The sequence below is a fragment of the Chitinophaga sp. genome, assembly GCF_036569185.1.
Taxonomy (GTDB): Bacteria; Bacteroidota; Bacteroidia; order Chitinophagales; family Chitinophagaceae; genus Chitinophaga.
Map to the genome: position 1 here is coordinate 12,807 of NZ_DATCRD010000003.1, position 15,517 is coordinate 28,323.

Genomic DNA, 15,517 nt, shown 5'->3' on the forward strand with positions numbered 1-15,517 from the left:
AAAAATAGTATTTTCGGATCACAAGCCGCCAACATGAAATGGATCCCTGTATTTTTTGCCTGTTTTTATGCTACTGTTTATGGTCAGACCACTACCCCGGAAATAGTAAATACATCAGCTGCCCAGGCTTATATAAAAATTGCCGGCAGGCTTGAATCCGGGGAGCGCGTCGATTCAATTCAATGGTCCCGGTTATTTAGTACGCTGCCCTATCAAATGATGATCCAGGGGCACGCTATTGACACTACGGCATTTAAAGCGGATATGGTTGCCGTGTTCAGTCCGGCCTCAGCAGGAAATAATACTTCACAAAACAGGCAGTCATCTTATCACAACGAGTATAAACAAAACCTGCCCGCGCTGGAACAATACATCACCCGGTTAGCCAATGCGGATGTTGCCGACAGTGTGAAAAAATTGCTTTATCCTTTTCTACCGGAAAGACTGCAATCACCGGATCTGTTTCCCAAACTTTTCTATTTGTACTACGGTACTGCGGATGCCACCGGTAATAGCGGCCTGGTACTGAACGACCTCTTATTTTCCTATAAAATTGACAGCTATAAATTCGGGCTTTTAACAAGTCACGAGGCATTCCACGCCATTGTATCGGTGGCCTTTCAACAAAAATTAAAGGAGAATACAGACTATAACTCGCCAACCTTTAATTTGTTGTACCTGATGGAGATCATCAGCGAAGAGGGAATAGCAGATTTAATAGATAAGCCCATACTGGGGCAAAGTAATTCCCCGGTCTATACAACTGTAGAGAAACTGAGGAATAACGATACGGCGCTGTCAATAATGTATCTGCGGAGAATAGACAGCCTGTTAACGCTGGCTGCTGCATCTGATACATTATTAAACAAATATACTTTTCAAAGTTTATCAAGCCAGTTTGGTAAAAATGGTGGCCATATTCCCGGCAGGTTCATGGGTTTAATTATCAGGGAAGGGAATCTGCTGGATCACCAGATCGAATCCATAGAAGACCCGGTTTCCTTTTTTCTGAATTATCATCGCGCTGCGATGGCACTCAGGAAGAAAGGATACCCTGTATTTTCAGATGCGGCTATTGGCTATTTAAAGAAACTAAAACATGATCTGCTGAAGGAATAGCGCCTGATTCCCTATTGTTTTTCTAACGCCGTATCATCCTCATACCTGGCATGGCGGCACTTACAAGGCCATTTTTACTAAGACTGTAAGTAAAACTTAACAGAAAAAAACGTTGCAGGTTCCTGGTGCGGCTGTCTTCAATATAGTTCTGATTGGTGCTGCGGCTGATGCCCACATTTTCATTGAGGATATCAAACGCGCTCAGCTTCAGCTCTCCCCGGTTGAAGCGCAGGAACTGCCGGCTCACAGACGCATTCCACAATGGTACCCTTGCGTTGAAGCCATCTGTACGTCGACTGTTTACCGTATAATCCAGGCTGGTGCTGATATAAAAATTCGCAGGCAGCTGCCAGTTCACTTCCCCTTCATATTGTTGCATAAAGTAACCGCTGTTGAGCGCAGGTTGCAGGGAGTAATTGGTTTTGTAATAATTAACGCCCGCGCTGAAAGACAGGTTCAGTTTTTCCGTTGGGTTCAGATCAAAGCGCATGGCCGGACCCAGGGAAACGGTATTGATACCGTTGGCGGCTTTATTGATGAACTGTTTGGTTTTGCTGTAGCCTGCATTGCTGCTGAAATTCACCGTGCCTTTCAGGATGCGCAGGGGCAGCCCGAGATTGATACTGCCGGAGATATCCAACACGCCGTTCACATTCACGGGGCGACTGCGTTTAACACCTGCACTATCTACCATATCATCGTTTACTATTTTGTTTTGCGTTTCCCGGATATTAAAAAATGCAAAGAGGTTTTTATTCCTGAATGGATTTACGGAGATGAAATTCAGTTGTACAGCATGGGTCAGCTCCGGCTTCAGATCGGGGTTGCCTTCGCGGATATTGAGCGGATCGCTGATATCCGGTACCGGCTGCAGCTGGGACATATCCGGCTGACTGGTGATCGCGGCATAGTTGATACTGAGATTGCGGTAACGGGTAAAGTCGTACTGGAAACGCAGCGATGGCAGCAGGTTATAAAACGTTTGCCGGATCACGGAATCCTTTTTCCCTGCAATGATAGTACCTTCCAGGGAAGCGCTCTGCCAGTTGACGCCGGCCGCCAGGCTGAATTTCTTTTCTTTGGTACGCAGGCGTATACCGGCGTTGGTATAGCGATAGGTGTTTTCGAAGTTGTTGGTGAGCGCAGGGTTCAGCTGATCAAATTTCCCGTTATCCTTGTTGTAGTCCCAGGTGGTTTTGTCGGAAGTGGTTTTCGTATAGCTGTTACCGATACTAAACTCTGCCAGGGAATGTTTGAATAACGGTTCCGTATATACGGCGCGCGCGGTATAGCTGTTCATATCGCCGGATATGGTGTTGCGCTGGTGGATAGAATCGTATCCTGGCTGGGATGCAGCGCGTTGATAGAAGTGGTTCACCGACAGGAGGCTGCCATTGCTTTCGCTTTTATTGGCGCTGTTTTGCAGGGTCAGCGAAAAGGTTCTGCCTTTGCGTGGGAACTTTTTACGGAACAGGATATCATTACGCAAATTGCTGGCATGCCCGGTGGAGTAGTTGTTGCTGAAGCCTTCGTTGGCCAGCTGTTGATCTTCCGAAAGGGTTTCGTATTTGCTGTTGCTGTTGTTGCGGTTTTCCTGGTACCCCAAAGAGGAGGAGATCTTAACCGAGTGCAGGGAGTCGATCCGGATATCCGCGCCCAGGTTAAGGCGATGGGTGTTATTCAGGTTATTGCTGGTGGCGTGCTGGTTGTAGAAATAAGAAGAATCGGGCAGGAAATACTGCCGCCGTACATCGCTTTCCTGCTGGGGGTTATAGTGGTTGTAGAAATAGCTGCTGGTGAATTCGGTTTTTTTTCCGATGATGTTATTATAATTAAGTCCGCCTCCCCATACGGTATTGATGCCATTGCCGCTGCCACTGCTCATGAACGGGGCGGCGGCATCATCGCTGCTCATGGTGAAGCTGGCATTACCGCTGCCGCTTTGCCGGAGGCGGTTCAGTTCCCCGTTGAAGCTCATCATATCCATAAAGGAAAATCCTTCCGCATTGGTGTTGTTGGCCATGCCGATGGCGGAGAGTTGCCTGGCGCCTTTGAAAGAGTTGATATTGAAACGCCCTTCGTACCTGTCGCGGGTGCCTGCGCCGGCCATGGCTTTTCCAAACATGCCTTTCTTTTTATCCTGTTTTAGTTTCAGGTTGATGGTTTTTTCGCTGTTGCCATCGTCGAAGCCGGTAAGCTGTGCTGCGTCGCTGAGACGGTCGTATACCTGTACTTTGTCCACCGCATCCGCAGGAAGATTTTTGGTAGCCATTTTTGGATCATTGCCAAAAAACTCTTTGCCATCCACCAGTACACGGTTTACTTTTTGTCCCTGTGCTTTTACGGTGCCGTCTTTCGCCACCTGTACGCCCGGCAGTTTTTTCAGCAACTGTTCCACGCTGGAGTTGGGAGGTGTTTTAAAGGAGCCGGCGTTATATTGGATGGTATCGCCAACGAGCGTTACCGGTGGCGCTTCGCCGGTGATCTCCACCTCATCCAGGTTAATACGCAGGTCAGTCATGATAAGGGAAGGAAAACTGGCTACCGGCGATGCTGTGTTGATAGTAACGCGGCGTTGCAGGGAATGGTATTTCACATGGGTGATAAGCAGCCGGTATTCGCCGGGGGGAATGTTATTGATTTCGAAGTATCCTTTTTCGTTGGTCATGGTAAAGGATACCAGCGAGGAATCTTTTTGCTGTAACAGGGTGATGGTGGCCGACGCCACCGGGCGCCGGGCGCTGGTATCAGATATGGTTCCTCTGACCACCCCATTTTTCTGCGCGTTGGCTGCAAAGGATAAGCAGCAGGTGAGCAGCCACAGGTAGATTTTTTGCATAGCGGACATTTACTTTATCACCGAAAGTAGGTCCGCGCGCTGCAAAAACAGGTTAACAAGCCTTGCATTAATGTTAAGGAAGGTTAATGTATATATAGCTTACGATTATAATTCCTCCCCCGATTTCATTTTTTCTAATTCTTTGTGGTAAGCAGCCTCTATTTTTTCATTTTCAGCAAAATTGATGGCCATCGCCTGGTATTTGCCAGCCCGTTTACGTTTCCCGAGTTTGTAGTAACTTTTAGCCAGTATATTTAAAATATCCGATTGGTTTTTCTTTAGGGCCAGTGAGGTTTTACCCAGAGAAATACCCTTCTCGTAATCTTTCCGGTTACGGCCGTATAACAGAAATTTACCGGCTGCATTGTTAACCGTTAAAACCATATAGTCCGAATAGGGGCTAAGGGCCGCTTTCAATTGATCATAGTGTGCCTTATTTTTTATGCTATCACTTTTCCCGGTAAGGTAAGGGTTCATTTTTTCCTGGTATAGCAGTTGATTATTGGTGCTCACCTGTGCCAGCAAGCCGGGCAAAGTGGAATCTGAAAAGAAACGAAGCTCCTGTAGCAGGCCGATGCTGTCTTTCGCTGAAACGAAATATTGCATGCGGAACGCTGCGAACGATAGTGGAAACCGGATTGTCTGGTATTTTATTCCTTTTGCTTTTTCCGTTGCGAGGTCCAGCTTCTGTTTGTTGCCGCTGCTGATAGCGTTTATAATGGTAGCCACAATGGCGTTGTTAAAGGCAACGCTTACTGTTTCTACCGGGTCGTTTGCTGACTCGTACCTGTGAAAGATTTCCTGGTTGGTCTTAACAAAATCAAACGATGTAGATTGAGCATCTTTCAGATGTCGCAGTATAAAAAGTACATCTGTTTGCGTGATCCCGGCAGGGCTAAGTAAGCTAACATATTGATCCAATACGGATTCGGTTTCTTTTACCATGCCAAGGGAGTCGAGTTTACTGATATATGTTATAAGGAATGCTTTGTTATAGCGGTTTGTTTCATACCTCTTTTTCCAATCTTCAATAGTATAATTGCTTTGTGCATATTGCACAGCAGTGTGGCCCAGTTGCAGGAATATGCCGGGGTCGGCGTTATATCCCACACCCTGGTGGATAAGCTCTCCGGCACTGTTCAGGAAAAGATAAGTAGGATAACTGTTAACCTGGTATTTCTCCGCAATTACTTTGCCTTTGCCGGCCTCTGCATTTATCCTGTAATTGATAAAGTTTTCGTTATAGAAATCTCCTATCGCCGTCATCGGAAATATCTCTTCTGCCATCTTTTTGCAGGGCACACACCAATCAGTATATACATCAATAAAAATAGGCTTGCCAGTTGTTTGGGCAGTATGCAGTATTTCTTCAAAAGCGTTGTCAGAAAAACGGATCCCGGCAGATTGCGCCTCTGAAAGAAGTGGGAGCTGCAGCAGGCAGAAAAGAATGATCTGGAATGATACTGTTTTCATATGATGACGAAGGCAATTGTAAATAAAAATACAATTGTCCCGGTTACCATGCAAGATAGAAAGAAATATTACCCACTTCGTGATGCGATACGCCGTTTATTACGGGCGACATAGTCCTTTGTGTAAGCGAGAATCCTACTTTCCCGTATACGGCCACCAGGCCACAGTCGATCCCGCCGAGCAGCTTGTTGTTCGCAAAAGTGGGCTGGTCGGGTTTTCCCGGCTGCCCTTCGTCCTGCAGTGGCGCCACTCCTTTTACCAGGGCGTTGGTAAACACCAGTTCCACGCCGGGCCGGATAGTACCATACAATTGCCAGCGCTTAGTGCTGGCATATTGGGGAATATACCCGTTATAGTAGGGCGTCATTTTACCGATCCTGATCAGCGAATACAGGGCGAGGCCGTTCAGCATGGTGCCGGCAAATGCCTGGGCGCCTGCTGTTACTTCTGCTATCTTTTTAATAGCCACTACCTGTTTTTCGGCCGTAAAATTAAGATTGAGCAGTAGTTTATTCCCGATCTGGTTGCGCCAGCCCCTGGGCCGTTCGTAGCCGAGGATGCGGTGGGCAAGCGTCTGCGTTTCCTTTGCCAGCGCCCAGGGGCCCATTACACCGGCGAACCATTCGGTTTGCAGGTTGTATTTGTGCACCGGGTTGGTGGAGTGAATGGTATGTGTGAGGAACAATCCACCGGCATAAGAGAAATCGCCGGGCACGGGTTGTACCCGCCGCAGGTCTTTAGGGGTGAACATCACCTGCATAAATCCCCATCCGTATGTATTGACGCTTTCTTTACCGGCTTTAGGCATCCACCGGTCGAAGGAGCGGGGAGGCCGGCTGCGGGTATAGAACAGGTCGAAGCGCGTCCCGTTCGTATATGCCTGGTCCGTTCCATTACCATTGAGGTTAATGAAGTCATTGTCCTCGTAAAAGCGGAACAACCGCGTATTATCATCGGAAGTCTGTGCGCTCAGATCGTCCCGGGGTATACCTATTAAGCCACAGTATATGAATACTGATAAGATCGTCTTTTTCATCTTGTGCCCGACATCTGCACAAAGATCGTATAATGAAGATAAATAAAGATGGTTTTCCTATAAGTTTTATTGATAACGAAAGCCGGCTGTTATCAACCGGCTTTCTATTTTGAAAAGATCATGAAAAGATAATGTGCCTATTCTGCTTTCAGGCTTTTCACCGGGTTGGCCAGCGCCGCTTTTACAGATTGAAAGCTTACGGTAATAAGTGCAATGAGCATAGCAATTACACCAGCCAGTACAAAGATCCACCAGGAAACAGGCGCGCTGTAGGCAAAGCCCTGCAGCCACTTGTGCATGGCATACCAGGCAATGGGCGAGGCCAGCAGTGCGGCAATGAACACGTAGCGGAGAAAGTCTTTGCTCAGCATGGCGGCAATATTGCTCACACTGGCGCCCAATACTTTGCGGATGCCGATTTCCTTGGTGCGCTGCCGGGCCGTAAATGCAGCGAGGCCAAATAAACCAAGACAGGAAATAACAATGGCGATGGTCATGCCGGTGTTCATCAGTTGTTCCATTTGCCTTTCCTGTTCGTAAAATTTACGGATGGTATCGTCGTAGAAATGATAGTCGAATTTTTCATTGGGATAGATCTCCGCATATGCTTTCCTGATATCGCTGATAGTGCGCTGAAGCTGTTCCCCGCTATAACCTGCGAGTGTCAGTTTTACATTTAAGAAGCGGCATATCTCCTGCGAGGAAACAATGAATACCGGTTTGATCTGCTCGCGGAGGGCCAGGGCATGGAAATCGGCTACCACGCCGGCTACCGGAATGATTTTCCGGAAGTGGCTGTCGCTCATACCAGACTCCACATATTTCCCTACTGCATCCGCCGGGGTTTTAAATCCCAGCGCTTTGGCGCAGGTTTCATTGATCAGCATTTCACTGATCGTATCTGTAGTACGGAGGTTCCTGCCGGCCAGCAGTTTTAACTGGTATAGCGGTACATAATTTTCATCACCGAACTCCAGGTGGCAATCTGCCCGCATTTCGGTTTTGCCTGTATATTTCAGGGCGGTGCCCCAATGGCCTTTATCGGCGGGCGGCCCCTGGCTCAGGCTTACCATTTCCACCTGTGGCAGCGAGCGGAGCTTGTCGGCCAGCACACGGGGAAGAGTGTTGGCATATGCGCGGTTGGTATCAAAGGTGATGATCGCTTCTTTCTTAAACCCAAGATCCTTGTTCAGCATATACCTGATCTGGTTATTGATCACCAGGGAACCTATAATAAATACCAGGGAGATGGTAAACTGGAAAACGACCAGGCCTATACGAAGATATCCCCGTTGGTTTCCTTTAAGCCCGGTGCTTCCTTTGAGGCTTTGCACCGGCTGAAAAGAAGACAATATCTTTGCAGGATACAGGCCCGATAACAAGGTAGTAAACAAGGTGATGAGTAACAGGAACAGGAGGGTAGGCCAGCTGAATAAATGCAGCGATACGCCATTAGGCATAAACGAACTGAATGCCTGCAGCAAGGGCTTCACCGCCAGCAGCGACAACAACACGGCAGATACAGTAAGCAGGAAAGTTTCCGTAAGAAAATAAGTTACCAGGCTTCGTTTGTTGCTGCCCAGCACTTTGCGGATCCCTACTTCTTTGGAGCGCTCTACCGATTGTGCAGTGGAGAGGTTGATAAAATTGATAGCGGCAATCACCAGTATAAATAACGCGATGGCCATGAGCCCGTACATAGTAGGCAAATGTGCCCGGCGACTGAAATCGTCTGTATAGCCGCCATTGAAATGGATGTCTGACAATGGCTGTAGCCGGAAAGTTTTGGATTCCCCTGCTTCTGTATGCACACGCTCCCCGGCAAACGCTGCCAGCTGCCTGTTGAGCTGCACGGTGTCTGTACCGGGCACTAATTTCACATAGGCCTGTGTACCTCCGAACATGCCCCACTGATCAAACCCGAATTCATTTTTGAAAGGGCTGTTCTTTACTGTGGCAAAGGAAATAAAATCGTTGAAGATGAGGTCTGTGTTTTGTGGAAGGTCTTTCACAATACCTGCTACTGTTAACGGGATGGAATCGTTATAGTTCACTATTTTTCCCAGGTATTTTTCTGCCGGCAGCTCCCCGAAATATTTCGCGGCCTTACTGGCGGTAAGCACTACCTTGAACGGTTCCTGCAACGCTGCTACAGGTGTGCCGGCCAGCCAGGTGTATTGAAATACGTTGAAGTATTCGGGATAGGCAATCACCACATCGGGCTTATTACCGCTCTCAAATTTCTTCACCACGCCATTGCCGGCCGTTACCGACATTTTAGGATAAACGGGATGAATGGCTGCCAGTGCTTTAATGCCGGGAAACCTGTTGGATAGCACTTCAGGGGCAGGGTCAGGTACGCTGGACATCTTATGGATGCCCCGTTCAGGCGAACCAATCTCAGACACTACCCGGTAAATATTTTCCCTGCCGGGATGAAAGCTATCATAGCTCAGCTCAAAATGAACACTGAGAAAAATTACGAGGCAGGCGCTGATACCGAGCGCAAGACCTATCACATTGATACCGGCGTATACCTTATTGCGGAGCAGGTTCCTCCAGGCTATTTTTATGTAACTTTTGAGCATAACAATGATCGTGTGGAATACACGATAGGGAAATGAAAAATATGCCAGTAATAAAGGGTATTGATACTGATATTGTTATGATTTTTGTTGTTAGGTAAGTTGTCCGCTTGTGTAACCGGTGTGTCCGGAAATGAACACGGGATTATCGTGCAGGGTGCTTTTTCATTTCCGCATAACAATTTATATATTTTTCTGCAAAATCAATCTCCTTTGAGTCCAGGTCGGAAATACTCCATTCCATCACAACGCTTTGCCCATTATTGTCATAAAGTTCTATTCTCGTTACAATTCCGTTAAACAAATTATCTAATCCGGTACTTAACAGATGTACGCTCAGGCCATCGAGATCTTTATTAAGAAATGCCCTTGTTTTCCGGTAAGAGAAATTATTTATCTGAAAGCTAATGGTATCTTCCAATATTGCATATTTATATTTTCCTATGACAGTGTCCTGAACAAAATGGAAATTCTTTATTTGCTGCCGGAACTGTGGGTACATCTCATCCTGAAAAGTAAATCCACCAAACTTTTTCTTATTACTTATATTTATTTTTTCAAGTAATACAGGGGGGAACGATACCCCAAATTTTAAGCACTCTTTTGTATTGATATCGGTTAATACATAATTCATCAGGCTATCACCTGCGGCCTGTTCATTTCCCTGGTGCACCCTGCCGTCTTCGCCGCGTTTTGCATTTACTATAGTCTTATGCATATAGCGTTCTTCAAAAGCATACGCTTTAATGATTGAGATCTCATTCTTTCCTATCGGCACTTTTTTTTCATTATAGTATAAATTGAACGCTGCTTTTACAGGCGATTGTATCCTGTACCGGCAGTTTTGAAACAACATAAGGAATGGCGACAATAATAAGAAGTATCGGCTTTTGTAACAGGGAATCATTTTCAGATGTATTATTAACATGGAATATTATGAGGAATAACATCAACTGTCCCGTGTATGGAATCGAATACCCTGAACAGTTGATGCATTAATACGGCTAATGTTATAAACACAGCGTTATAAAACAAGTATTGTCAATATTTACATAGAACATTCCTATTCCTACCTCGCCGAAAACGCGTACGCTGGCTACACAGTCATAGAAAGGACGACTACTGGGATTAAGTGAATACCCAAGTTCCTGGAAGTCTACCGGGATAGGTATATAAGAATAAGCCGTAGATCCGTTATGCTCAAGATCGATAACCTCCGGCATAAGTGAATTACCTCTATTCCGTACTACTATTTTATCTGTAGATTTTACTTTCCAATAACCGGATTTGTTATCAGCTACTGTCCATTCAAGCGGGAAAGTCTGATCAGTATATGGATCTAACGAAAGTTGCTGCCACAAAGAGATTGTTTGGTAGTCTGCCCAGAATTCTCCCAGGCCGGGGTAATCATCGGTTAATGACTGGGTTTGCACCCGGGCGTTTCTCTTAACTGTACTTAATTTCTTTTGATCAGCGTAGCGACGAATAGCATCAATTTGGGCTGATACGGGTGAACCGGTTATGTTTTGCATTAACTTGTCGAGCTCGGTATCCTTAATGGCAGACCCTTTTGACAAGGCGCTACTCTTAACTTCATTTAAGGCGACAGCAGAAGGTTTAGCTGTTTCTTTCTGACAGGCAAAAAGCGTTATTGCAATAATAGCAATGTAAATTGTTTTCTTTTTCATATAAGGAATTTAGAATTTCAAGTTACTACAAGCCACAGGGAAGTCAGTTAAAAACAGAGGGGGTATTTTTATCAAATAGCGGGGGTATTTATATCAGTAACGTAACTTACAGCTATGAACACAATACCCTTTACACAATTATCTTAACGCTTCCGTATTATGACAACCGTAACGCTTCACAGTTCCGCCGGCAAATGGGTGATGGTGACCACCATCCTTGCATCCGCCATGGCTTTCATAGATGGTACGGCATTGAACGTGGTATTGCCGGCTCTGCAGCAAAGCCTTCATGCATCGGCAGCGGAATTATTCTGGGTGTTGAATGCCTATATGCTGATGCTGGCTTCCCTCATATTGATAGGCGGCTCGCTGGGCGACAGGCTGGGCCGCAAAAAGGTGTTTATGACCGGTATTTTTGTATTCATTCTCGGCTCTACTGCCTGCGGTTTTGCGGGCAGCGCTACCATGCTGATTATTTTCCGGATGTTACAGGGTATAGGCGGCGCGCTGATGATTCCCGGAAGTCTTTCTTTAATCACCTCTTCCATCAATGAAAATGAAAGAGGAAAGGCCATCGGTACCTGGTCGGCCGTTACTACCCTGGTAACCATGGGCGGCCCTGTGTTGGGCGGCGCTCTGGCAGATGCAGGACTTTGGAGATATATCTTCTTTATCAATGTACCCATTGGGGTGGCGGCGCTGGTATTCCTGGCCTGGAAGGTGAATGAAAGCCGGGAAACGGAAGGTGATCAGCGGCTCGATTTTCCGGGGGCGGTGCTCACCGCAGCCGGCCTGGCCCTGCTTACTTTTGGGTTCCTGCGTATGCCTTCGTTGGGGTTTGGTAACCCGCAGGTATATGGCACTATTGCCGGTGGAATATTGCTGCTGGTGATTTTTGTGATAGTGGAAAATAAAAGCCGGCACCCGATGTTGCCCGTACGGCTCTTCAGCAACTTAACTTTTACCGGTACCAACCTGCTTACCTTCTTTTTATATGCGGGCCTTGGCGCAGGCATGTTGTTCCTTTCCCTGGATATGGTGCAGGTACAGGGATACACCCAGTTACAGTCGGGGCTTACCTTCCTGCCGTTTACCGTGCTGATGATCCTTATTGCCCGTTTTACCGGAAGTATGGCAGATAAGTATGGCCCGCGTTTATTCCTGGTAGCTGGTCCATGTATTACCGGCGCCGGGTTGCTGCTGTTGTCTTTTGTAAAACAAACAGCGGGTGCAAAAGATTACTGGACTACTTTCTTCCCGGGCATTGTGGGTTTGGGATTAGGTATGTCGCTCACCGTGGCGCCATTAACCGCCACAGTGATGGGATCGGTAAGCGATCATTTATCCGGCACTGCTTCCGGGGTGAATAACGCAGTGACCCGTATTGCCGGTGTTTTTGCCAATGCTATCTTCGGTGCGCTGGCAGTGCTTTTTTTCTCGGGCGCAGTACAGCGGGAGATTCGCAGCTTGCCGTTAAACGATCCGCAGAAGGATGCGGTGGTAGCGCAAACGGTAAACCTGGGCAATGCTGCTGTACCGGCGGATATTGATCCTGCGCATCACCCCATGATCCGTAAAGTACATAAAGATGGGTTTATTATCGCCTATGGACGTATCATGCAGCTCTCTGCGGGGCTTGCTTTCCTGGGAGGGCTGATGGGTTTTCTTTTTATCCGTAAACAACCCGCTACCGGTTAGAAATACCGGTTTACAGGTATTGTTTCCCTGCCCGTCTTTTCTACATTTGCATATAACCGTTCCTCATGCAGCAATATCCTTTCCTGTCACTGAAACAATCGTTACTAATATTACGTATAGCGGTAGCCGTTATCTTCCTGGCGCACGCCATTGTGCGCATCTCTAATGGTTCTATCCCGCAGTTTAGTGAGTTTATGGAAAGCAAAGGACTGCCTTATGGCGTGGCATGGGTATGGGCAATTACCGCTTATGAAATTACCGGCGGCATATTATTGCTGCTTGGAAAGTATACACGTTGGCTCAGCGCAGGTTTTATTATACTGCTGCTGGTGGGCATAGTCCTGATACATGCTTCTCTCGGATGGTTTGTAGGAGAACATGGTACCGGCGGATGCGAGTATAGTGTATTACTTATTGTAGCTTTGCTGGTAATTGCAGCAGCGCAGCGGGAGCGCATCTCATAACCTGTTTTTTTACTATGAAATTATTACCCTGGATATTAATGATTCTTCCCATCGTACTTCAGGCCCAAACGATGGATGAAAAACTGTACGGATACCGGCATTTTCAGTTCCTGTATAAGGGCGATACCGTGGAGATACTGGTAAAGTCGAAAGAAGGTGAAGAAAATAAGCGGAAGCCGCTATTGCTTTTCTGCCAGGGAAGCCTCCCTGTTCCGCTTCTCATTCTTTACAATGAGGATGGGCATAGAGCAGCAGGAAATGCTTTTGTTTTCAACCCGGATATCTTAACAGAAAAATACCATCTGGCTATCACAGGCAAGCCCGGCATCCCGTTACAGGCCGACCGGCAGCTACTCTCAGACCATTTTACGTTTAAAGACAGCACCGGGTATTTTCCACGCTTTTATACTGCGCATAACCTGCTGGATTATTATGTGGAGAGAAATAAGGCAGTGATCCGTTTTTTGCGCCAGCAAAGCTGGATCGCTGAAGAGGGGCTGGTGATAGCCGGTCATTCAGAAGGAAGTACCATTGCCGCTAAAATGGCCATGGAAACCAAAGCTGTCAGCGCGTTAATTTATTCCGGTGGCAACCCTATGGGAAGGATCATGACTATTGTTGAACGGAACCGGGCGCTTGAAAAGGATTCCACCGATTTGACCGCGGAAGATATGAGTTACTGGCAGGAGGTAGTGAACGATCCCGAAGGGATGGATGCATCCAATGGCGATACGCATAAGGCTACTTACCAGTTTTCCATACCACCCCTGCAATATCTTGAAAAACTGAAGATCCCCGTGTTGGTGTCCTATGGTTCCAAAGATGCGGTAGCCCCATTCGATGAGTACCTGAGAGTGGAAACGATCCGGCAAAAGAAGCGGAACTTCAGCTTCCTTGTTTACCACGGAACAGAGCATAATTATTTCCCCGTAAGGGCAGATGGTAGTATTGATTATGATACTTTTAACTGGGATAAAGTGGCAGCCGGCTGGAAGCAGTGGTTACTGCAACTGAATACAGGTAAATAACATTTATCCAAACACAACCCGGTGCACCGCCCAGCGCCATGTTTCCAGCACAGCTTTATTATCCAGCTGGCAGAGGTCTTTCAGCACCGTAACAGATTCTATCCCGAAAAAAACAGCCAGCGTGTTTACCATGCGCCGGAAGGCGGCGGGCGACGATGTTTTCCGTAGTGGCTTCAGCGCTTCCTCTATCAGTACAATACGCCGGCCTGCCCTGGAGTAGCCGCTTTCAGGGTGAATGGATTCCGATATCACAGAACTGAGGAACAACCGGAACTCCGTTTCATTTTTTGTAAAGAGATCGAAATGATAATCGATCAGTTTATTCACTCTTGCCTTCAGGTCTTTTTCAGCGATACCGGCAAACAGGTCGTCGCTTGTTTTGGCTTTCAATTGCAGCGAAGCTTCCCGCTTTAAGGAAGATGTTCCTGTAAAGTAACGGTAGGCCGTGGCTTTGGAGATACCGGCTTCTCTGGCCACCAGCTCCACGCTGATCTCTTTTCCCTGCAACAACAGCGTGTTGGCCACTGCCAGCAGCTTTTCCCTTGTCTTTAGTTTTTGTTCCACCCTGCCGTCATCCAGTGATAATTTACTCATGCCTGTAGGTAATATTTGAATTATGATATAAAGGTACTATTTTCGTGAGACAAAAGTCTCATTAATTATGAAGCGCGAAATAAAAGTAAGAGGAATTAACATGGTATTCGATGATCATGGGAGTGGGGAGGTAGTGGTATTTGTTCACGGGCAGCCCTTTAACCGCAGCATGTGGGATCAGCAGGTGGAGGCTTTCAAAACCAATAAACGGCTGATTATACCGGATCTGAGGGGATATGGAGAAACCGGGATTCCATCCGGTACTACGCTGCTGGATGAACTGGCGCTGGACCTTATTCATTTGCTGGAGGCGTTGCAAATTACGAAGGCCACTTTTGTGGGACTGTCGATGGGCGGGCAGATACTTTTTGATCTGTACCGTTTGGCGCCGCAGTTGTTCCATGCCATGATACTGGCAGATACCGATGCGAAGGCGGAAAGCGCAGAAAGCTACCAGGCGCGGTTGCAGCTGGCGGCCGATTTAATTGAAAGGGGAATGCCTTCTTACACCGCCGGGCACCTGCACCGGTTTCTTGGTAAAAAAACGATGGCCGTGCAACCTGAAGTAGTAAAGCACCTGCGTGAGATGATGGATAGCACCAATCCCCTGGGCGCTGCTGCAGTACAACGGGGCAGGGCCGAAAGAAGGGACCATACCGCTATGCTGCCGCATATTCATTGCCCGGTATTGATCATAGTGGGAGAAGAGGACGGGTTTACACCGGTAGCCGTGGCGGAGGGTATGCAGGCACATATCAGTGGTGCGAAACTGGCGGTGATAAAGGATGCATCACATATGCCCAACATGGAGCAGCCGGAAATATTTAACCGTCACCTGGAATTGTTTTTACAAACAAATGCATAGCCCCGTTATTTATCTCCAGAAAAAAGCAACTTTTTAATTTATTTTATTATCTTTAGGGGAGAATATCCAATCACTGCATCTACGCAGCTTCCTGCCTTTATTCATTCCATGCATCTTTCCTTTATTCA

At 47.1% G+C, this 15,517-nt stretch carries 12 protein-coding genes; 5 read left to right on the forward strand and 7 right to left on the reverse strand.

What is annotated here, in order from left to right:
* Positions 1-33: 33 nt before the first annotated feature.
* Positions 34-1,119, forward strand: a complete 1,086-nt coding sequence (locus VIM72_RS00130) for a DUF5700 domain-containing putative Zn-dependent protease (RefSeq protein ID WP_332000842.1) — start codon at positions 34-36, stop codon at positions 1,117-1,119.
* A 22-nt stretch (positions 1,120-1,141) separates the two neighbouring features.
* Here the strand turns inward: VIM72_RS00130 and VIM72_RS00135 are convergent, their stop codons facing one another.
* The 6 genes from VIM72_RS00135 to VIM72_RS00160 form a co-directional block, all read right to left on the reverse strand.
* Positions 1,142-3,958, reverse strand: coding sequence for an outer membrane beta-barrel family protein (locus tag VIM72_RS00135; protein ID WP_332000843.1), 2,817 nt, complete (start codon positions 3,956-3,958; stop codon positions 1,142-1,144).
* Positions 3,959-4,063: 105 nt separating this feature from the next.
* On the reverse strand, positions 4,064-5,431 hold the full coding sequence (locus tag VIM72_RS00140; protein ID WP_332000844.1) for a thioredoxin family protein: 1,368 nt from the start codon (positions 5,429-5,431) through the stop codon (positions 4,064-4,066).
* A gap of 43 nt (positions 5,432-5,474) precedes the next feature.
* Positions 5,475-6,467 carry a lipid A deacylase LpxR family protein gene (locus VIM72_RS00145; protein WP_332000845.1) on the reverse strand — a complete coding sequence of 331 codons (993 nt, stop codon included), beginning with the start codon at positions 6,465-6,467 and terminating at the stop codon, positions 5,475-5,477.
* 137 nt (positions 6,468-6,604) lie between these two features.
* Positions 6,605-9,055 carry an ABC transporter permease gene (locus tag VIM72_RS00150; RefSeq protein WP_332000846.1) on the reverse strand — a complete coding sequence of 817 codons (2,451 nt, stop codon included), beginning with the start codon at positions 9,053-9,055 and terminating at the stop codon, positions 6,605-6,607.
* 142 nt (positions 9,056-9,197) lie between these two features.
* Positions 9,198-9,830: a hypothetical protein gene (locus VIM72_RS00155; protein ID WP_332000847.1), complete on the reverse strand. Its 633-nt coding sequence runs from the start codon at positions 9,828-9,830 to the stop codon at positions 9,198-9,200.
* Positions 9,831-10,062: 232 nt separating this feature from the next.
* Positions 10,063-10,740 carry a hypothetical protein gene (locus VIM72_RS00160; protein WP_332000848.1) on the reverse strand — a complete coding sequence of 226 codons (678 nt, stop codon included), beginning with the start codon at positions 10,738-10,740 and terminating at the stop codon, positions 10,063-10,065.
* A gap of 159 nt (positions 10,741-10,899) precedes the next feature.
* On the opposite strand from VIM72_RS00160, the gene VIM72_RS00165 reads away from it, so the two are divergent.
* The 3 genes from VIM72_RS00165 (at position 10,900) to VIM72_RS00175 (ending at position 13,930) form a co-directional block, all read left to right on the forward strand.
* Positions 10,900-12,438 (forward strand): MFS transporter, encoded by a 1,539-nt coding sequence (locus tag VIM72_RS00165; protein ID WP_332000849.1) that lies wholly within the window; start codon positions 10,900-10,902, stop codon positions 12,436-12,438.
* A gap of 65 nt (positions 12,439-12,503) precedes the next feature.
* On the forward strand, positions 12,504-12,902 hold the full coding sequence (locus VIM72_RS00170; RefSeq protein ID WP_332000850.1) for a DoxX family protein: 399 nt from the start codon (positions 12,504-12,506) through the stop codon (positions 12,900-12,902).
* A 14-nt stretch (positions 12,903-12,916) separates the two neighbouring features.
* Entirely contained in the window at positions 12,917-13,930 is a 1,014-nt protein-coding gene (locus VIM72_RS00175; RefSeq protein ID WP_332000851.1) for an acyl-CoA thioester hydrolase/BAAT C-terminal domain-containing protein, read from the forward strand.
* Between the two features lie 3 nt (positions 13,931-13,933).
* Here the strand turns inward: VIM72_RS00175 and VIM72_RS00180 are convergent, their stop codons facing one another.
* Complete coding sequence (locus VIM72_RS00180; protein WP_332000852.1) at positions 13,934-14,524, reverse strand: TetR/AcrR family transcriptional regulator; 591 nt, start codon at positions 14,522-14,524, stop codon at positions 13,934-13,936.
* A gap of 67 nt (positions 14,525-14,591) precedes the next feature.
* Between VIM72_RS00180 and VIM72_RS00185 the strand changes: the two genes are divergently transcribed.
* Positions 14,592-15,389, forward strand: a complete 798-nt coding sequence (locus VIM72_RS00185) for an alpha/beta hydrolase (protein WP_332000853.1) — start codon at positions 14,592-14,594, stop codon at positions 15,387-15,389.
* Positions 15,390-15,517: the final 128 nt, after the last annotated feature.